Here is an 18,522-nt window from a genome sequence, read left to right on the forward strand (position 1 = left end):
GTAGGAATGCATTCAAATTTAGAAAGAGGTGCAATAATTGCACCTCTTCTAGGCGCAAGGATACCGAGCGAGCGCTCGGTGCTAAAAAAAGAAATGGGGGAAAGAAACATGAGTAAAACAGTTATTTTAAGTGCTGCAAGAACACCGGTTGGAAAATTTGGAGGAACTTTAAAAGACGTGAAAGCAACAGAGCTTGGAGGAATCGCAATTAAGGCAGCGCTTGAAAGGGCGAATGTTTCCGCTAGTGATGTTGAAGAAGTTATATTTGGAACGGTTATCCAAGGAGGGCAAGGACAAATTCCATCACGCCAAGCAGCAAGAGCGGCCGGCATTCCTTGGGAAGTGCAGACAGAAACAATAAATAAAGTTTGTGCATCAGGGCTTCGCGCAGTTACGTTAGCAGATCAAATTATTCGTACTGGTGATCAATCACTGATTGTAGCTGGTGGAATGGAATCGATGAGTAACAGCCCTTACATTTTACGAGGGGCAAGATGGGGATACAGAATGGGTAACAACGAAGTTATCGATTTAAACGTTGCAGACGGTTTAACATGCGCATTTTCAGGTATACACATGGGTGTTTATGGCGGAGAAGTTGCGAAGGAAGATGGAATCTCTCGCGAAGCACAAGATGAATGGGCATATCGTAGCCATCAACGTGCGGTTTCGGCACATAAAGAAGGGCGTTTTGAAGAGGAGATTGTACCAGTAACAATTCAGCAAAGAAAAGGCGATCCTATCGTCGTGGCTAAGGATGAGGCGCCACGCGCGGATACAACGATTGAAAAATTAGCGGAATTAAAGCCTGTATTTGATAAGACGTCAGCGGTGACAGCAGGTAATGCTCCGGGACTAAATGATGGCGGTGCTGCACTTGTATTAATGAGCGAGGACAGAGCGAAGCAAGAAGGAAGAAAACCATTAGCGACAATTTTGGCGCATACAGCGATTGCGGTAGAATCGAAGGATTTCCCAAGAACGCCAGGTTATGCAATTAATGAATTGCTGAAAAAGACAGGTAAGACAATTGAAGACATAGATCTATTTGAAATCAATGAGGCATTTGCGGCTGTAGCAATTGCAAGTACAGAAATCGCAGGGATCGATCCGGAAAAATTGAATGTGAATGGCGGTGCTGTAGCAATGGGGCATCCAATTGGAGCGGGCGGAGCACGTATTATCGTTACACTTATCCATGCACTGAAGCAGCGCGGCGGCGGAATTGGAATTGCTTCTATTTGTAGCGGTGGCGGTCAAGGTGATGCAGTGATGATTGAGGTTCACTAATTAAGATTAGAAGATATATAGTTTATTAACAATTAAGGGGGAAGAAAAAATGAGTGTACAAAAGATTGTTGTAATTGGTGCAGGGCAAATGGGTTCAGGTATCGCACAAGTGTGTGCAATGGCAGGCTATGATGTGAAAGTGCAAGATTTAAAGCAAGAGCAATTAGATAGAGGGCTAGCTGTTATTTCGAAAAATTTAGCCCGCCAAGTAGAAAAAGGCCGTATGAAGGAAGAAGAGAAAGATGCGACTTTAAATCGTCTTACATGGACGCTCGATTTAAATAGTGTCAAAGAAGCTGATCTTATTATTGAAGCAGCTGTTGAAAAAATGGATATTAAAAAGAAAATTTTTGCGAATTTAGATGAAATCGCTCCAGAACACGCAATTTTAGCGACGAATACGTCATCGTTACCAATTACGGAAATTGCAGCGGTAACGAAACGTCCTGAGAAAGTAATCGGCATGCACTTTATGAATCCAGTTCCAGTTATGAAACTCGTTGAAATTATTCGTGGTTTAGCTACAGGTGATGCAGTGTACGAAACGATTGAGGATATTACGAAAAAAATCGGGAAAGTGCCAGTTGAAGTAAATGATTTCCCAGGGTTTGTATCGAACCGTATTTTATTACCGATGATTAACGAAGCGATTTATACGTTATACGAAGGAGTGGCGACGAAAGAAGCGATTGATGAAGTAATGAAACTCGGTATGAATCATCCGATGGGACCACTTACGTTAGCTGACTTTATCGGTTTAGATACGTGTTTATACATTATGGAAGTGTTGCATGAAGGATTAGGAGATAGTAAATATCGCCCATGTCCATTATTACGTAAGTATGTGAATGCAGGATGGTTAGGACGTAAAACGGGTCGTGGTTTCTACGTTTACGAATAAATTCCTCCCTTTATTAAAGTAGTGGTCTGACCAAATTGTTAAGAAGATATATAGCAAACGGAGGCGAAGTACATGAATTTTCATTTTACTGAAGAGCAACAAATGATGAGGAAAATGGTTCGAGATTTTGCGCAGAAGGAAATAGCTCCCTTTGTTCCTAGTATGGAACAAGGGGTGTTCCCGAAAGAGATTTTGCAAAAGATGGGTGAGCTTGGACTAATGGGTATTCCAGCGCCTGCAAAATATGGCGGGGCAGAAATGGATTTTATTTCTTACATTCTAGCAATTGAGGAAATTTCAAAGGTAAGTGCAACGGTTGGTGTAATTTTGGCTGTACATACGTCAGTTGGAATGAATCCGATTTTATACTTCGGAACAGAAGAACAGAAGCAGAAATATGTTTTTAAACTGGCGACTGGTGAATATTTAGGCGCATTTGCTCTAACAGAACCGAATGCAGGATCAGATGCAGGTAGTTTGAAATCAAGAGCTGTAAAGAAAGACGATCACTACATCATTAATGGATCGAAAGTCTTTATTACAAATGGTGGTGAAGCAAGTACATATATCGTCTTCGCGTCTACAAATCCAGATGCGGGGAAAAGCGGGATTTCAGCATTTATAGTAGAGAAAGATACACCAGGCTTAATCATTGGAAAAGATGAGCATAAGATGGGTCTTCTTGGTTCTCGTACAGTGCAACTTACGTTTGAAGATATGAAAGTGCCGGCCGAGAATTTACTTGGTGAAGAAGGACAAGGATTTAAGGTGGCAATGGCGAATTTAGATGTTGGGCGAATTGGAATCGGAGCGCAAGCATTAGGAATCGCGGAAGCGGCGCTTGCATGTGCGATTGATTATGCGAAAGAGCGTGAGCAATTCGGAAAGCCAATTGCGGCGCAGCAAGGACTCGGATTCAAACTTGCAGATATGGCAACAAGTGTAGAAGCATCGCGATTACTTGTATACAGAGCAGCATCGCTAAGAGCACAAGGATTACCATGCGGTAAAGAAGCTTCTATTGCGAAATTATTTGCTTCTAAGACGGCTGTTGAAGTTGCGATTGAAGCGGTGCAAGTATTTGGTGGTTATGGTTATACGAAAGATTATCCAGTAGAAAGATTTTTCCGTGATGCGAAGATCACACAAATATATGAAGGAACGAGCGAAATACAAAAGCTTGTAATTAGTCGAGCTTTATAAAAAGGCAGAGGGGGAGACGGGAATGCATTTTAAATTATCAGAAGAACATGAAATGATAAGAAAAATGGTTCGGGATTTTGCGAGGAATGAAGTAGCACCGACAGCAGCAGAGCGTGATGAGGAAGAGCGATTTGATCGCGCTTTATTTGATCAAATGGCAGATCTTGGTTTAACCGGTATTCCGTGGCCTGAAGAATACGGCGGAATTGGAAGCGATTACTTGGCGTATGTAATTGCCGTTGAAGAATTATCCCGCGTTTGTGCTTCTACAGGTGTAACGTTGTCTGCACATACTTCACTTGCTGGATGGCCAATTTTTAAATTTGGAACGGAAGAGCAAAAACAAAAGTTTTTGCGCCCAATGGCTGAAGGGAAGAAAATTGGTGCATATGGCTTAACAGAACCAAGCTCTGGATCAGATGCTGGTGGAATGAGGACGACTGCAAAACGAGATGGAGACCATTACATTTTAAATGGTTCGAAAATTTTTATTACAAATGGCGGTATTGCTGATATTTATGTTGTTTTTGCATTAACAGATCCTGATTCGAAGCAGCGCGGCACGAGTGCATTTATTGTGGAGAGTGATACGCTAGGATTTTCGGTTGGGAAGAAGGAAAGTAAGCTAGGGATTCGTTCTTCGCCAACAACTGAAATTATATTTGAAGACTGCCGTATTCCTGTAGAGAATTTACTAGGGGAAGAGGGCCAAGGATTTAAAGTTGCGATGCAGACATTAGATGGCGGCCGTAATGGTATTGCGGCACAAGCAGTCGGTATTGCACAATCCGCTTTAGATGCTTCTGTAGAATATGCAAGAGAACGTCATCAGTTTGGGAAGCCAATTGCGGCGCAACAAGGAATTGGCTTTAAACTTGCGGATATGGCAACGGATGTAGAGGCAGCGCGTCTTTTAACATATCAAGCGGCTTGGCTTGAATCTGAAGGGCTTCCGTATGGGAAAGAGTCAGCGATGTCAAAAGTATTTGCAGGTGATACAGCGATGAAGGTAACGACTGAAGCGGTACAAGTATTTGGTGGTTATGGTTATACGAAAGATTATCCAGTAGAGCGTTATATGCGCGATGCAAAGATTACACAAATATATGAGGGAACACAAGAGATTCAAAGGCTTGTAATTTCTCGTATGTTAACGAAGTAGGAACAAAAGCGTAGGTATTTTCCTACGCTTTTTACTTCCAAAAATAATAGAGAGAGGTGAAGGGATGGTTAAACATAATGTACATGCGTCAGTGAAAGATGAAAAATTAGTTGCGTTAAGACGTGAACAAATGATTAAAGGTGCGGTACAGCTGTTTAAGCAAAAAGGATTCCCGCGTACAACAACGAGAGAAATTGCGAAAGCGGCTGGATTTAGTATCGGAACACTTTATGAGTATATTCGCACAAAAGATGATGTATTATATTTAGTTTGTGATAGTATTTATGAACATGTAAAAGAGCGGTTAGAGGAAGTAGTGTGTACAGAGAAGGGAAGTATAGAAAGCTTAAAGATAGCGATAATGAATTATTTTAAAGTGATGGATGAATTGCAAGAAGAAGTATTAATTATGTATCAAGAGGTACGTTTTTTACCGAAAGAATCACTCCCATATGTATTAGAAAAAGAGTTTCAAATGGTCGGGATGTTTGAGGATATTTTAGAGCAGTGTACGGAAAATGGGACATTTACACTAAATAAAAAGGAAATACAGCTTCTTGCACATAATATTTTCATACAAGGACAAATGTGGGGATTTAGACGTTGGGCCCTGCAAAAACTGTATACTCTCGAAGAATATACAGAAATGCAAATTAGGTATGTACTGCAAGGAGCACATATGTCTCCGAAATAAAGAATGGACAAATTATAATTTTATTGCCCGTAAATAGCGCGATAAAAGTTTCCCGTTTTTTTTGTAGCATATTTGTGCGACTTTTGTTTATAATGAATAGTATGGATTTTTTTAAGCAGACCGTTATATATAAGCTTATATTTGAAGAAAGGAAGTGCCGCATAAGTGGGTTTTAAGCAATATTCACCAGAAGAGCTAAAAGAATGTTCAATGATTGAAGTTGTACATAGTGTTTTAGGGAATAAAAGACAAGCAACGACATTCAACGAGTTGGTTCAAGAAATCGCTCAAGTGCTGGGACTATCTCAAGGGCAAGTTAATACGAAACTCGCACAATTTTATACAGATTTAAACATCGATGGACGTTTCATTAATTTAGGAGAAAATCGTTGGGGGCTACGTAGCTGGTACCCATATGAGCAAATTGATGAAGAAATTCTGCCTCAGCCAAAACCGAAGAAGAAACGCAAAGTTGAAGAAGACGGTTTTGACGACTACATTGAAGAAGATGATGTAGAAGAAGTAGAAGAAGAAGTAGAAGAAGATGTAGAAGAAGATGTAGTAGATTTGGACAAAGTTCTTGAAGACGAAGACGCAGATGATGAAGATGATGATCTTGATGATTTAGAAGAAGATAATGAAGACTTCGCAGAAGAAGAACTTGAGTATGATGAAACTGAAGAAGAGGAAGAGCGGTAGTTCTTGACTTTTCATTATCGTCCATGTAGAATCATTTTTGGGCTCTTTAAAAAAAGACGATAATACTTTTAAAGTGTAAATATAAAAGAAAATTGCTCCCTACTTATTACTTTATGTGATGAGGGGAGCAATTTTCTTTTTTGTTTTTTGTTTAGAAAATAAAAAGAGCCTAACAATAAGATAGATACAGTGTTATCTACATACGTTGCGCTTTGCAACGGTGATTATATAACAACGAAGTAGAAGGGAGTATTTTCATGACTAAGTATATTTTTGTAACAGGCGGTGTAGTATCGTCTTTAGGTAAAGGTATTACAGCAGCATCTCTTGGAAGACTTTTAAAGAATCGTGGTTTAAACGTAACTATTCAAAAGTTTGATCCATACATTAACGTAGACCCAGGGACTATGAGCCCCTACCAACACGGTGAGGTATTCGTAACAGATGATGGTGCAGAAACGGACTTAGACCTAGGTCACTATGAGCGTTTTATCGACATCAACTTAAATAAATACAGCAACGTAACAACAGGTAAAATTTACTCTTCAGTTCTTCAAAAAGAGCGTCGTGGTGAATATTTAGGAGGAACAGTTCAAGTTATTCCTCACATTACTAACGAAATTAAAGAACGTGTATATCGTTCTGGTCGCGAAACAAATGCCGACGTTGTTATTACAGAAATCGGTGGAACTGTTGGTGATATCGAGTCTCTACCATTCTTAGAAGCAATTCGTCAAATTAAGAGCGACATCGGTCGTGACAATGTAATGTACATCCACTGTACGTTAATCCCGTACTTAAAAGCAGCGGGTGAAATGAAAACAAAACCAACGCAACATAGCGTTAAAGAGCTTCGCAGCTTAGGTATTCAACCAAATATTATCGTTGTTCGTACAGAACTACCTGTTTCTCAGGACATGAAAGACAAGCTTGCATTATTCTGTGACATCGATACAAAAGCAGTTATCGAAGCACGCGATGCAGATACTTTATATGCGGTTCCATTATCTCTTCAAGAACAAAACATGGACCAAATCGTTTGTGATCACTTGAAGTTAGACAATCCAGCTGCAGATATGACAGATTGGACTGCGCTAGTTAATAAAGTACGTAACCTTTCTAAGAAAACAAAAATCGCTCTTGTTGGTAAATACGTAGAGCTTCAAGATGCATACATTTCTGTTGTAGAAGCGCTTCGTCATGCAGGTTATTCATTCGACACAGATGTAGAAGTGAAATGGGTAAATGCTGAGCACGTAACAGCAGAGAACGTAAAAGAATTAGTTGGCGATACAGATGGTATCCTTGTACCAGGTGGCTTCGGCGATCGTGGTGTAGAAGGTAAAATCGTTGCAATTCAATATGCTCGTGAAAACAAAGTTCCATTCTTAGGAATTTGCCTAGGTATGCAACTTGCATCAATCGAATTTGCACGTAACGTATTAGGATTAGAAGGAGCTAACTCTTCTGAAATTAATCCTGACACACCTTATGCAATTATCGATTTATTACCAGAACAAAAAGATGTAGAAGATTTAGGTGGTACACTTCGCCTTGGTCTATACCCATGTAAGCTTGCTGAAGAAACAAATGCTTACAATGCTTACAATGAGCCGGTTGTATATGAGCGTCATCGTCATCGTTATGAGTTCAACAATCAATTCCGTCCAGATATGGAAAAAGCAGGATTTGTATTCTCTGGTACAAGCCCAGACGGTCGTCTAGTGGAAATTATTGAATTACAAGATCACCCTTGGTTCGTGGCAGCACAGTTCCATCCAGAACTTGTATCTCGTCCAAACCGTCCACAACCATTGTTCCATGACTTCGTAAGTGCTTCTATTACGAATAAAGAGAGCAAGTAATAAAAAAAAGCGCCTGAAATAGGGCGCTTTTTTTAATATTCGTTTAACATTTCATCAATTGTAAATTTCAATCCGTGATAAGCAAATAAAGCTATAATTAAACTTGGGAACCCATAGCGGTTACCTTCATCATCTGGAATAAGACCTTTTAACAGCTTTGTATCAATATGTACATCTGTATATTGTTCCAGTGATTCAACACCTTCTTGAATAGCCGAGATTCCAACGATAGATTGGCCTTCTTCATGAAGTTTTTTCGCGGTTTTTATAATTTCTTCATCTGTCGAAAAACGACTAATAAGAAGTACGCGGTCCGCAGAAGTCACTGCCGCCGGTTCACCGTTTTCTATTAAACGTTTTGCTTGTTTCATTGGTTCGGCGCCAAATAATGCTTCTGAAACAATACCTTCCATTTCGTTTGTACCATGCAAGTAAATGAAGCCATCGCCAACTAACGCCTGGGCAAGTAGACGAGCGCTATCTTCTATATTCATTTCCTCTTTTTGAGAAATTCGGGAGAAATATCCACTTAATTGAGTCGAGAAAATTTTTAACATGCTGTTGCTCCTTTCTTTCGTGTTAGCTGGTTCTCATTATAGCTTATTTTTTTTGGAAAGGGGAAATAGTAGGGTGGCATAACAAAATAGGAAACGGTAAAATAAGAAAGAATAGGAAGGGATTTGGCAAAGAGTAACGAAAATAAACCGATAAGATATAAGAAGCTTTAAATCTTGTACTTACACAGAAAGGTTGGGAGTTATGGAAGGGAAAATTTTAATCGTTGATGATCAATATGGCATTCGTGTTTTATTGCATGAAGTGTTCCAAAAAGAAGGTTATCAGACGTTCCAAGCAGCGAATGGATTTCAAGCTTTAGATATCGTGAAAAAAGATAATCCGGATTTAGTAGTGTTAGATATGAAAATCCCAGGTATGGATGGTATAGAGATTTTAAAACATGTAAAAGAAATTGATGAGAGTATTAAAGTGATTTTAATGACTGCTTATGGAGAATTGGATATGATTCAAGAAGCGAAAGATTTAGGAGCTTTAATGCACTTTGCTAAACCGTTTGATATTGATGAGATTCGTCAAGCAGTGAGAGATCAGCTTGCTGTAGAGGCGTAAAAAATGAATTTTTTATAAAAAATATGGAAAAAAGCGTTTACATGGACTATTGAGCAGGTGAATACAGTTGAGTTTTTGAGTACAAGTTGTTATCCTATTGAGTGTAGAAAGAAGTCCGGTATGTAAATATACATATTTTACCTTATTCTGGTCATACTACCAGCGATAAGAATTTATCGGATACAAAAAACGTTTTTTAGGAGGATTCACCATGCCTTTAGTTTCTATGAAAGAAATGCTAAACACAGCACTAGAAGGAAAATACGCAGTTGGTCAATTCAACATGAACAACTTAGAGTGGACTCAAGCTATCTTAGCTGCTGCGGAAGAAGAAAAATCTCCTGTAATCTTAGGTGTATCTGAGGGTGCAGCTCGTCATATGACTGGTTTCAAAACAGTTGTAGCTATGGTTAAAGCTTTAATCGAAGAAATGAACATTTCTGTTCCTGTAGCGATTCACCTTGACCATGGTTCAAGCTTCGAAAAATGTAAAGAAGCAATTGATGCAGGTTTCACATCTGTAATGATCGACGCTTCTCACCACCCATTCGATGAAAACGTTGAAACTACTAAAAAAGTGGTAGAATACGCACACGCTCGTAACGTATCTGTTGAAGCTGAGCTTGGAACAGTTGGCGGACAAGAAGACGACATCATCGCTGAAGGCGTAATTTACGCTGATCCAGCAGAGTGTAAGCACCTTGTTGAAGCAACAGGTATCGATTGCCTAGCTCCAGCTTTAGGTTCTGTACACGGTCCTTACAAAGGTGAGCCTAACTTAGGATTCGCTGAAATGGAACAAGTTCGCGACTTCACTGGCGTACCTTTAGTATTACACGGTGGTACTGGTATCCCAACTGCTGATATCGTAAAAGCTATTTCTTTAGGTACTTCAAAAATTAACGTAAACACTGAGAACCAAATTGAGTTTACAAAAGCTGTTCGTGAAGCATTAAACAAAGACCAAGAAGTTTACGATCCTCGTAAATATATTGGACCTGGCCGCGACGCTATCAAAGCAACTGTTGCTGGTAAAATGCGTGAGTTCGGTTCTAACGGTAAAGCGTAAGAATAAAATTCCGTTTTGGAAACCGTCTAGTCTTTTAGACGGTTTCCTTTCGTTGTATAATGAAAGCGCGAACAAGTCTAAAGATTTTATAAAGTGAATTTTTGGTTTGCAAATATAGAAAATAATGTGCATAGTCCTATTAATAAATGTGGTAAGTATCTGAATTGAGTAATTTGATTCGATGAATAGTTAATCTTCATCTATTTGTACAGCAGGGGAGCTACAGGTGATGGTTTTCTACTTATTGAGTTTCAGGATGGAAAGAGTGATTGAGATTCTTAAGGGGGAATCTTCTACTTCTTATAAAGAAGTAGAAGATAAATACATTCACAAGAAGGGAGCTCAATATGGAAAAGTTGCTAATTGAAGGCGGAAGAGCTTTAAATGGAACGATTCGTGTGAGTGGTGCAAAGAACAGTGCTGTTGCACTAATTCCAGCGACAATTTTAGCGGATACTCCAGTAACTATTGGTGGTGTTCCTAATATTTCGGACGTGAAAATGTTAGGAGACTTACTAGAGGAAATTGGAGGGAAAGTAACTTATGGGCAGGAAGAAGAGATGGTAGTCGATCCTTCTAACATGGTTGCGATGCCTTTACCAAATGGAAAAGTGAAAAAATTGCGCGCCTCTTATTATTTAATGGGTGCAATGCTTGGCCGTTTTAAAAAAGCTGTTATTGGGCTTCCAGGTGGATGTCATTTAGGGCCACGACCGATTGATCAGCATATTAAAGGGTTTGAAGCGTTAGGGGCATATGTTACAAATGAACAAGGTGCCATTTATTTAAGAGCAGACGAACTACGTGGGGCACGTATTTATTTAGATGTTGTTAGTGTAGGAGCTACGATTAATATTATGCTAGCGGCTGTACGAGCGAAAGGTAGAACTGTTATTGAAAATGCAGCGAAAGAACCCGAGATTATTGATGTAGCTACATTGTTAACGAGTATGGGAGCACGTATTAAAGGTGCTGGTACAGACGTAATCCGAATTGATGGTGTGGATTCACTGCACGGTTGTCACCACACTATTATTCCAGACCGTATTGAAGCGGGTACGTATATGATTTTAGGAGCAGCATCAGGAGGAGAAGTAACAGTTGATAATGTTATTCCTCAGCATTTAGAATCCGTTACTGCGAAGCTAAGAGAAGCTGGTGTTCAAATTGAAACGAACGATGACCAAATTACAGTGAACGGCAATAGAAGGTTAAAAGTAGTTGATGTAAAAACGCTTGTATATCCAGGGTTTCCAACGGATTTACAACAGCCGTTTACAACGCTTTTAACAAAAGCGCATGGAACAGGAGTTGTAACTGATACAATTTACAGCGCACGTTTCAAGCATATTGATGAATTGCGCCGTATGAACGCGCAAATTAAAGTAGAAGGCCGTTCAGCAATTGTGACTGGACCGGTTTTATTGCAAGGTGCGAAGGTGAAAGCGAGTGACCTACGAGCTGGTGCGTCCCTTGTTATTGCGGGTTTAATGGCGGATGGCATTACAGAAGTGACGGGACTTGATCATATTGATCGAGGTTACGAAAATATAGTAGACAAGCTTAAAGGGCTTGGTGCAAACATTTGGCGAGAACAAATGACAAAGCAAGAAATTGAAGAAATGAAGAATGCATAAAGTGAAACTTTAATCAGTATGGGATATCCCACGCTGATTATTAACCCTCACCAATCGGGATAAGGTGGTGATACTTCCGTTAATGGGGAGCGAAGAATCACTACTAACGGAAGTACACTTTATAGAAAAACAAGGTTCACAAAATACGGCAGAAATATAAAGACTTAAAGGAGAGGGATTATCGTGGAAAGAAGTTTATCTATGGAGTTAGTACGTGTAACAGAGGCTGCAGCATTATCATCAGCGCGTTGGATGGGGCGCGGAAAAAAAGATGAGGCAGATGGTGCAGCAACATCAGCTATGCGTGATGTATTTGATACAATTCCGATGAAAGGTACAGTTGTAATTGGCGAAGGTGAAATGGATGAAGCGCCAATGCTATATATCGGAGAAAAATTGGGTACAGGATATGGACCACGCGTAGACGTTGCAGTTGATCCTTTAGAAGGGACAAATATCGTAGCGGCTGGCGGCTGGAATGCGCTTGCTGTTATTGCAATTGCAGATCACGGCAATTTGTTACATGCTCCTGACATGTACATGGATAAAATAGCGGTTGGTCCAGAAGCAGTTGGTGCAGTTGATATTGACGCACCTATTATCGACAACTTACGTGCAGTTGCGAAAGCGAAAAATAAAGATATCGAAGATGTTGTAGCGACAGTTTTAAACCGTCCACGTCATCAAGCAATTATCGAAGAAATTCGTAAAGCTGGTGCTCGTATTAAATTAATTAACGATGGAGATGTAGCTGGAGCAATCAATACAGCATTTGACCGTACTGGTGTAGATATTCTATTCGGTTCTGGTGGAGCACCTGAAGGTGTATTAGCTGCGGTCGCATTAAAATGCTTAGGTGGAGAAATTCATGGGAAGCTCTTACCTCAAAACGAAGCTGAACTAGCTCGTTGTAAGAGAATGGGTATTGAAGATATCAATCGTATCCTTCGTATGGAAGACTTAGTAAAAGGTGACGATGCAATCTTTGCAGCAACAGGTGTAACAGACGGAGAACTATTACGAGGCGTTCAATTTAAAGGTAGCGTCGGAACAACACAATCCCTTGTTATGCGTGCAAAATCAGGCACAGTACGCTTCGTAGACGGCCGCCATAGCTTAAATAAAAAACCGAATTTGGTTATTAAATAAAAAGCGTAAGCGGCTCGTTTAGAATCGCAGGGCACTTTAAGCTCTCGACCTTGAAGCGCTCTTTGTTTCGAGTGAGAGAGCGAAATGACCGGAGATTCTAGCCGCTGAAGCTGGATTAAATAAAAGCAGAAATGCCTTATCTATTCTGCCTTAAAATCAGGTGAGTAGAAAAAAGAAAGAAATATGAAAAGGCGAAGACAAATTTTCTTGTCTTCGCTTCTTGTATTTGTGTTTCAACGTATTGATTAAAACTAGATAAAAGGGTTACAATAGTGAATATTATCCTACTTGAACTTATTGCCTTTCATTATTATTTATTTGCCTTCCGTATTTTTCCCTTTACCCATGTGAAAAGAGAATAAAGTTAAAGTGTGGTGTCTGAATGAATTTGTCAATTGCAGCATTAGAAAACATGAAATTAAAAGAGTTATACGAGCTTGCGAAGGAATTTAAGATTTCGTATTACAGCAAGTTAACGAAAAAAGAGCTAATCTTCTCTATCTTAAAAGCTCGAGCAGAAAAAGAAGGTTTCTTTTTCATGGAAGGCGTATTAGAAATTATTCAATCAGAAGGATTTGGATTCTTACGTCCTATCAATTATTCTCCAAGCTCAGAAGATATTTATATCTCGGCTTCGCAAATTCGTCGTTTCGATTTACGTAATGGAGATAAGGTTTCTGGTAAAGTACGACCTCCGAAAGAAAATGAGCGCTATTTTGGATTGCTACAAGTTGAAGCTGTAAATGGAGATGATCCAGACTCAGCAAAAGAGCGTGTACATTTCCCTGCATTAACACCGTTATACCCAGATCGCCAAATGAAATTGGAGACGGAAACGAAAAAGTTACCGACACGCATCATGGATTTAATCGCACCAGTTGGATTTGGACAACGTGGTTTAATTGTTGCGCCTCCAAAGGCTGGTAAAACAAGTCTGTTAAAAGAAATTGCACACAGTGTCACAACAAATCATCCGGAAGCAGAATTAATTGTACTTTTAATTGATGAGCGTCCAGAGGAAGTAACAGATATTGAACGTTCTGTTAAAGGTGATGTTGTAAGTTCTACTTTTGATGAAGTGCCAGAGAATCATATTAAAGTAGCGGAGCTTGTATTAGAGCGTGCAATGCGTCTTGTAGAACATAAAAGGGACGTTGTCATTTTAATGGATAGTATTACCCGTTTAGCGCGTGCTTACAACCTTGTTATTCCGCCAAGTGGTAGAACCTTATCGGGTGGTATTGATCCTGCTGCTTTTCATAGACCGAAGCGTTTCTTTGGGGCTGCGCGTAATATCGAAGAGGGCGGTAGCCTAACGATTTTAGCAACAGCGCTTGTTGATACAGGGTCTCGTATGGATGATGTAATTTACGAGGAGTTTAAAGGAACTGGAAATATGGAACTTCACTTAGATCGCTCATTAGCTGAGCGCCGTATCTTCCCAGCGATTGATATTCGTCGCTCTGGTACGCGTAAAGAAGACCTATTAATTCCGAAAGAACATTTAGACAAGCTGTGGGGTATTCGTAAAACAATGCGTGATACACCAGACTTTGTTGAAGGCTTCTTACGTAAACTTCGTCAAACAAAGACAAATGAAGAATTTTTACAAAACATTGTTGCAGACTCAAAAAGGTATGTAACCACTAAGTAAAGGGAAAAGATGGGGACTCCCTTATTTCGTAGTAAGCGAGTTTTTTATGTTTTTAAGGGAATATTAGAGAGTAATATATGGAAAAAATTTGTTTTTTGAGATGGAAATCATATTTGGATTGAGAGCTTGAAGTGCCCTACGATTCTGGGCGAGCCGCTTGCGCTTTTAGGTGTATCTAGTTCCACCTCCAGCGGCTAGAATGGTCGGTGGCTTCGCTTCTTCCTACGAGGCAAAAAGCGCTTCTTGGTCGAGAGCTTGAAGTGACCTGCGATTCTGAACGAGCCGCTTGCGCTTTTAGGTATATCCAGCTCCAGCGGCAAGAATCTCCGGCCATTTCGCTCTCTCGGTCGAAGCAAAAAGCGCTTCTTGGTCGAGAGCTCCAATGTCCTGCGATTCTGAACGAGCCGCTTGTGCTTTTAATTTTTAAAAAGACAAAAACAGGTAGTTGCAAAATGGAGTTAGCCTTGTTATAATTTCATCATATGTGTTTCATCAATATAGTTGTGTAAGCAGCTGAAGATGAAAAACTCTGTTTCGAAAATGATTCAGGGCGGAAGGAGATGAAAAGAATGAAAGCAGGAATCCATCCAAATTACAATAAAGTTGTATTTATGGACACGAACACTGGCTTCAAATTCTTAAGCGGGTCTACAAAAGGCTCTAGCGAAACTGTTGAGTGGGAAGATGGTAACACTTATCCATTACTAAAAATTGAGATCAGTTCTGATTCTCACCCATTCTACACTGGACGTCAGAAGTTTGCTACTGCAGACGGACGTGTTGATCGCTTCAATAAGAAATACGGCATCAAGTAATAAAGAACATAAAACAGGCAAGTGTATGTATTCGCTTGTCTGTTTTTTTTGCGAAAATATTAAACCTTTACCCTACTTTGGATTAGGAAAGTAGATGAAAGGAGAGCTCAATGTACTTAATGAATCAAAATGGTTGGATTGAAGTGATTTGCGGGAGTATGTTTTCTGGAAAATCAGAAGAGCTCATCCGCCGTATACGCCGTACACAATTTGCGAAACAACATGCAATTGTATTTAAACCATGTATTGATAATCGTTATAGTGAAGAAGATGTTGTATCACATAATGGATTAAAGGTTAAAGCAGTTCCTGTTTCAGCTTCAAAAGATATATTTAACCATGTAACAGAAGAAATGGATGTTATTGCAATCGATGAGGTACAATTTTTTGATGGGGACATTGTGGAAGTGGTGCAAGTATTGGCAAATCGTGGCTATCGTGTCATTGTAGCTGGATTAGACCAAGATTTCCGTGGTCTACCATTTGGACAAGTTCCTCAGCTGATGGCGATTGCTGAACATGTAACTAAATTGCAGGCAGTTTGTTCTGAATGTGGATCTCCTGCAAGTCGTACGCAACGTTTAATCGATGGAGAACCAGCGGCATTTGATGATCCAATTATTTTAGTTGGGGCTTCAGAATCGTATGAACCACGTTGTCGTCATTGTCATGCAGTACCTACAAAACAAAGATAAGTGAAACTCGCTATGTAGAGCGGGTTTTTTTCGAAAATAGATGAAGATTGGTGGCCAGCTCTTCGTGTCTAAGAACCGCCGCTACTCAAGGTGAAAAGCACATTTTGTGCGAGAGAACCTTAGCCAGTCAGAGCTGAGCGAGCCGCTTGCGCTTTTAAATATTATCTAGCTCCAGTGGCTAGCTTTTCGCATCTAAGAATCTTCCGCCCTAAAGGTAAAAAGTACCTTTAGGGCGAAAGAACCTTAGCTGATCAGAGCTGGACAAGCCACCTACACTTTTAAATATATTATCTAGCTCCAGCGGCTAGAATCTCCGGCCATTTCACTCTCTCGCTCGAAGCAAAAAGCGCTTCAAGGTCGAGAGTTCCAATGTCCTGCGATCCTGAGCAAGCCGCTTACGCTTTTAAATATAATTTGCGTTTTTTTGATTAAGTACCATATACTATTTGTATTAGATACTAGGATGTAGAGGTGAATGGTGTGTTAGATCGTTTGCAAGCTGTAGAAGATCGTTATGAGAAGTTGAATGAGTTGTTAAGTGACCCAGAGGTTATTAGCGATACAAATAAGCTTCGTGAGTATTCAAAAGAGCAATCTGATATTCAGGACACGGTAGAGGTGTACCGTGAGTATAAAGATGTTCGTGAGCAATTACGAGATGCAAAGGCAATGTTAGAAGATAAGTTAGACGCTGATATGCGTGATATGGTAAAAGAAGAGGTTTCTGAATTAGAAGGACAAGAGAAAACATTATCAGAACGTCTGAAAATTTTACTTGTTCCAAAAGACCCTAATGATGATAAAAACGTTATCGTTGAGGTTCGTGGCGCTGCTGGTGGTGACGAGGCAGCTTTATTTGCTGGTGATTTATATCGTATGTATAGCCGTTATGCTGAGGTGCAAGGTTGGAAAACTGAAATTATCGAAGCGAGCTATACAGAGTTAGGTGGATATAAAGAGATTATCTTTATGATTAACGGTAAAGGTGCTTTCGCGAAGCTGAAATTCGAGAATGGTGCTCACCGTGTACAACGTGTTCCTGAAACGGAATCTGGCGGACGTATTCATACATCTACAGCAACTGTAGCTGTACTACCAGAGGCAGAAGAAGTAGAAATTAATATTCATGAAAAAGATGTTCGTGTTGATACGTTTGCTTCTAGTGGTCCTGGTGGACAAAGCGTTAATACAACGATGTCAGCGGTACGTTTAACGCATTTACCGACTGGTGTAGTTGTATCTTGTCAGGATGAGAAATCACAAATTAAGAATAAAGAAAAAGCGATGAAAGTATTACGCGCACGTGTTTATGATAAATTTAGACAAGAAGCGCAAGCTGAGTATGATCAAAACCGTAAACAAGCTGTTGGTACGGGAGATCGTTCAGAGCGTATTCGTACGTATAACTTCCCGCAAAACCGTGTTACAGACCATCGAATCGGTTTAACGATTCAAAAGCTAGATCAAATCCTACAAGGTAAGTTAGATGATTTCATCAATGCCTTAGTGATGGAAGATCAGGCGCAAAAGATGGAGGCAGCTGAGTAATGCGTGTCTATGAAGCCCTGAAATGGGCTTCTTCTTTTTTACAGAAAAATGGACGAGATGAAAATGCGGGAGAAATTGTCCTTTGTCATGTATTAAAGACGAACAGAACCGGAATGCTCATGAATATGCGTGAAGAAATAACTGCGGAACAAGAGAAAAGTTTTGCACAATTTATCCACAAGCATGTAGAAGGTATTCCGATCCAATATATGCTCGGTTATGAAATGTTTTATGGCCGATCATTCTTTGTAAATGAAGAGGTATTGATACCAAGACCGGAAACAGAGGAACTTATAGTTGGAGTGCTAGAGAGAATTGAGCGCCATTTCGGTAATGAGGAGCTTCACATAGCGGATATTGGAACAGGTAGTGGAGCGATTTCTATTACGCTCGCTTTAGAAAATAAAAACCTTCATGTGTATACAGTAGATATCGCACAGGAGTCGATTGAAGTTGCAAAAGAAAATGCAAAAACTTTAGGGGCGGATGTAACTTTCTATCACGGCGATTTACTGTCTCCGTTTTATGAAACAGGTCAGAAGTTAGATGTTGTTGTTTCCAATCCTCCGTACATACCAGAGGAAGATTGGCGTGGTCTTTCTACTGTTGTGAAGGAGCATGAGCCGAAGCGTGCGCTTGTTGGTGGGGAAGATGGACTAGATTTCTATCGTCGTTTTATGGAGGAATTGCCGAATGTATTACATAACAAGGCGATTGTTGCGTTTGAAATTGGTGTAGGGCAAGGTGAAGATGTGAAAGCATTATTACAGCAAACTTTCCCGCGCGCTCAAGTTGAAGTTGTATTTGATATTAATGGAAAAGATCGCATGGTATTTGCAGAGATGGAGTAAGGCATAAGCCTTACTCTATTTTTTGTATGAAAAATTCGTAACTACTCAGCCATACATTTTATTTAGAATTTTGGTAAGGGGTATTATTTCAGTGAAAATAAGCACCTTATTACCTATAGATTGCTGTCATAAAGATAAAAATGGACATACACCTTGTTGCCT

The 18,522-nt window shown here is 39.9% G+C and carries 17 protein-coding genes; 16 read left to right on the plus strand and 1 reads right to left on the minus strand.

Annotation, left to right across the window (positions count from 1 at the left end; all coding sequences use genetic code 11):
• Nucleotides 1-6 precede the first annotated feature (6 nt).
• The 7 genes from B5P40_RS02955 (at nt 7) to pyrG (ending at nt 7,814) form a co-directional block, all read left to right on the plus strand.
• A complete protein-coding gene (locus B5P40_RS02955; protein WP_113708811.1) occupies nt 7-1,290 on the plus strand; it encodes an acetyl-CoA C-acetyltransferase in 1,284 nt (427 codons plus the stop codon).
• A 49-nt stretch (nt 1,291-1,339) separates the two neighbouring features.
• Nucleotides 1,340-2,191, plus strand: a complete 852-nt coding sequence (locus B5P40_RS02960; protein WP_113708812.1) for a 3-hydroxybutyryl-CoA dehydrogenase — start codon at nt 1,340-1,342, stop codon at nt 2,189-2,191.
• A gap of 72 nt (nt 2,192-2,263) precedes the next feature.
• A complete protein-coding gene (locus tag B5P40_RS02965; RefSeq protein WP_113708813.1) occupies nt 2,264-3,394 on the plus strand; it encodes an acyl-CoA dehydrogenase in 1,131 nt (376 codons plus the stop codon).
• A 22-nt stretch (nt 3,395-3,416) separates the two neighbouring features.
• On the plus strand, nt 3,417-4,556 hold the full coding sequence (acdA, locus tag B5P40_RS02970) for an acyl-CoA dehydrogenase AcdA (protein ID WP_113708814.1): 1,140 nt from the start codon (nt 3,417-3,419) through the stop codon (nt 4,554-4,556).
• 64 nt (nt 4,557-4,620) lie between these two features.
• On the plus strand, nt 4,621-5,250 hold the full coding sequence (locus B5P40_RS02975; RefSeq protein ID WP_002034889.1) for a TetR/AcrR family transcriptional regulator: 630 nt from the start codon (nt 4,621-4,623) through the stop codon (nt 5,248-5,250).
• 165 nt (nt 5,251-5,415) lie between these two features.
• Nucleotides 5,416-5,949 (plus strand): DNA-directed RNA polymerase subunit delta, encoded by a 534-nt coding sequence (gene rpoE / locus B5P40_RS02980; RefSeq protein ID WP_113708815.1) that lies wholly within the window; start codon nt 5,416-5,418, stop codon nt 5,947-5,949.
• A 257-nt stretch (nt 5,950-6,206) separates the two neighbouring features.
• Nucleotides 6,207-7,814 (plus strand): CTP synthase, encoded by a 1,608-nt coding sequence (gene pyrG, locus B5P40_RS02985; RefSeq protein ID WP_002016314.1) that lies wholly within the window; start codon nt 6,207-6,209, stop codon nt 7,812-7,814.
• Between the two features lie 32 nt (nt 7,815-7,846).
• Here the strand turns inward: pyrG and B5P40_RS02990 are convergent, their stop codons facing one another.
• Nucleotides 7,847-8,371 carry a DUF2529 domain-containing protein gene (locus tag B5P40_RS02990; protein ID WP_002143880.1) on the minus strand — a complete coding sequence of 175 codons (525 nt, stop codon included), beginning with the start codon at nt 8,369-8,371 and terminating at the stop codon, nt 7,847-7,849.
• Between the two features lie 202 nt (nt 8,372-8,573).
• Between B5P40_RS02990 and spo0F the strand changes: the two genes are divergently transcribed.
• The 9 genes from spo0F to prmC all read left to right on the plus strand — a co-directional run bounded on the left by spo0F (nt 8,574) and on the right by prmC (nt 18,360).
• Nucleotides 8,574-8,942 (plus strand): sporulation initiation phosphotransferase Spo0F, encoded by a 369-nt coding sequence (gene spo0F / locus B5P40_RS02995; RefSeq protein WP_000398592.1) that lies wholly within the window; start codon nt 8,574-8,576, stop codon nt 8,940-8,942.
• Between the two features lie 211 nt (nt 8,943-9,153).
• Nucleotides 9,154-10,011 carry a class II fructose-bisphosphate aldolase gene (locus tag B5P40_RS03000; RefSeq protein WP_002016312.1) on the plus strand — a complete coding sequence of 286 codons (858 nt, stop codon included), beginning with the start codon at nt 9,154-9,156 and terminating at the stop codon, nt 10,009-10,011.
• A gap of 347 nt (nt 10,012-10,358) precedes the next feature.
• Nucleotides 10,359-11,648 (plus strand): UDP-N-acetylglucosamine 1-carboxyvinyltransferase, encoded by a 1,290-nt coding sequence (gene murA / locus B5P40_RS03005; protein WP_002034893.1) that lies wholly within the window; start codon nt 10,359-10,361, stop codon nt 11,646-11,648.
• 183 nt (nt 11,649-11,831) lie between these two features.
• Nucleotides 11,832-12,797, plus strand: coding sequence for a class II fructose-bisphosphatase (glpX, locus tag B5P40_RS03010; protein WP_002016310.1), 966 nt, complete (start codon nt 11,832-11,834; stop codon nt 12,795-12,797).
• A 382-nt stretch (nt 12,798-13,179) separates the two neighbouring features.
• Complete coding sequence (rho, locus tag B5P40_RS03015; RefSeq protein ID WP_002016308.1) at nt 13,180-14,451, plus strand: transcription termination factor Rho; 1,272 nt, start codon at nt 13,180-13,182, stop codon at nt 14,449-14,451.
• Nucleotides 14,452-15,020: 569 nt separating this feature from the next.
• Nucleotides 15,021-15,266: a type B 50S ribosomal protein L31 gene (locus B5P40_RS03020; protein ID WP_000643447.1), complete on the plus strand. Its 246-nt coding sequence runs from the start codon at nt 15,021-15,023 to the stop codon at nt 15,264-15,266.
• 110 nt (nt 15,267-15,376) lie between these two features.
• Nucleotides 15,377-15,961 (plus strand): thymidine kinase, encoded by a 585-nt coding sequence (locus tag B5P40_RS03025; protein ID WP_002016305.1) that lies wholly within the window; start codon nt 15,377-15,379, stop codon nt 15,959-15,961.
• Nucleotides 15,962-16,441: 480 nt separating this feature from the next.
• Nucleotides 16,442-17,509, plus strand: a complete 1,068-nt coding sequence (gene prfA, locus B5P40_RS03030; RefSeq protein WP_002113060.1) for a peptide chain release factor 1 — start codon at nt 16,442-16,444, stop codon at nt 17,507-17,509.
• Complete coding sequence (gene prmC, locus B5P40_RS03035) at nt 17,509-18,360, plus strand: peptide chain release factor N(5)-glutamine methyltransferase (protein ID WP_113708816.1); 852 nt, start codon at nt 17,509-17,511, stop codon at nt 18,358-18,360. The genes prfA and prmC overlap by 1 nt, the downstream gene beginning before the upstream one ends.
• Nucleotides 18,361-18,522: the final 162 nt, after the last annotated feature.

The organism is Bacillus sp. SRB_8 (assembly GCF_003264205.1).
GTDB lineage: Bacteria > Bacillota > Bacilli > Bacillales > Bacillaceae_G > Bacillus_A > Bacillus_A mycoides.

Bases quoted from the DNA above. Each gene is read 5' to 3' on its own strand.
- acdA (WP_113708814.1), top strand. From the start codon at position 3,417: ATGCATTTTAAATTATCAGAAGAACATGAAATGATAAGAAAAATGGTT.
- B5P40_RS03025 (WP_002016305.1), top strand. From the start codon at position 15,377: ATGTACTTAATGAATCAAAATGGTTGGATTGAAGTGATTTGCGGGAGT.
- spo0F (WP_000398592.1), top strand. From the start codon at position 8,574: ATGGAAGGGAAAATTTTAATCGTTGATGATCAATATGGCATTCGTGTT.
- B5P40_RS03000 (WP_002016312.1), top strand. From the start codon at position 9,154: ATGCCTTTAGTTTCTATGAAAGAAATGCTAAACACAGCACTAGAAGGA.
- B5P40_RS02965 (WP_113708813.1), top strand. From the start codon at position 2,264: ATGAATTTTCATTTTACTGAAGAGCAACAAATGATGAGGAAAATGGTT.
- murA (WP_002034893.1), top strand. From the start codon at position 10,359: ATGGAAAAGTTGCTAATTGAAGGCGGAAGAGCTTTAAATGGAACGATT.
- prmC (WP_113708816.1), top strand. From the start codon at position 17,509: ATGCGTGTCTATGAAGCCCTGAAATGGGCTTCTTCTTTTTTACAGAAA.
- B5P40_RS03020 (WP_000643447.1), top strand. From the start codon at position 15,021: ATGAAAGCAGGAATCCATCCAAATTACAATAAAGTTGTATTTATGGAC.
- rho (WP_002016308.1), top strand. From the start codon at position 13,180: ATGAATTTGTCAATTGCAGCATTAGAAAACATGAAATTAAAAGAGTTA.
- B5P40_RS02960 (WP_113708812.1), top strand. From the start codon at position 1,340: ATGAGTGTACAAAAGATTGTTGTAATTGGTGCAGGGCAAATGGGTTCA.
- pyrG (WP_002016314.1), top strand. From the start codon at position 6,207: ATGACTAAGTATATTTTTGTAACAGGCGGTGTAGTATCGTCTTTAGGT.
- B5P40_RS02990 (WP_002143880.1), bottom strand. From the start codon at position 8,371: ATGTTAAAAATTTTCTCGACTCAATTAAGTGGATATTTCTCCCGAATT.
- B5P40_RS02975 (WP_002034889.1), top strand. From the start codon at position 4,621: ATGGTTAAACATAATGTACATGCGTCAGTGAAAGATGAAAAATTAGTT.
- B5P40_RS02955 (WP_113708811.1), top strand. From the start codon at position 7: ATGCATTCAAATTTAGAAAGAGGTGCAATAATTGCACCTCTTCTAGGC.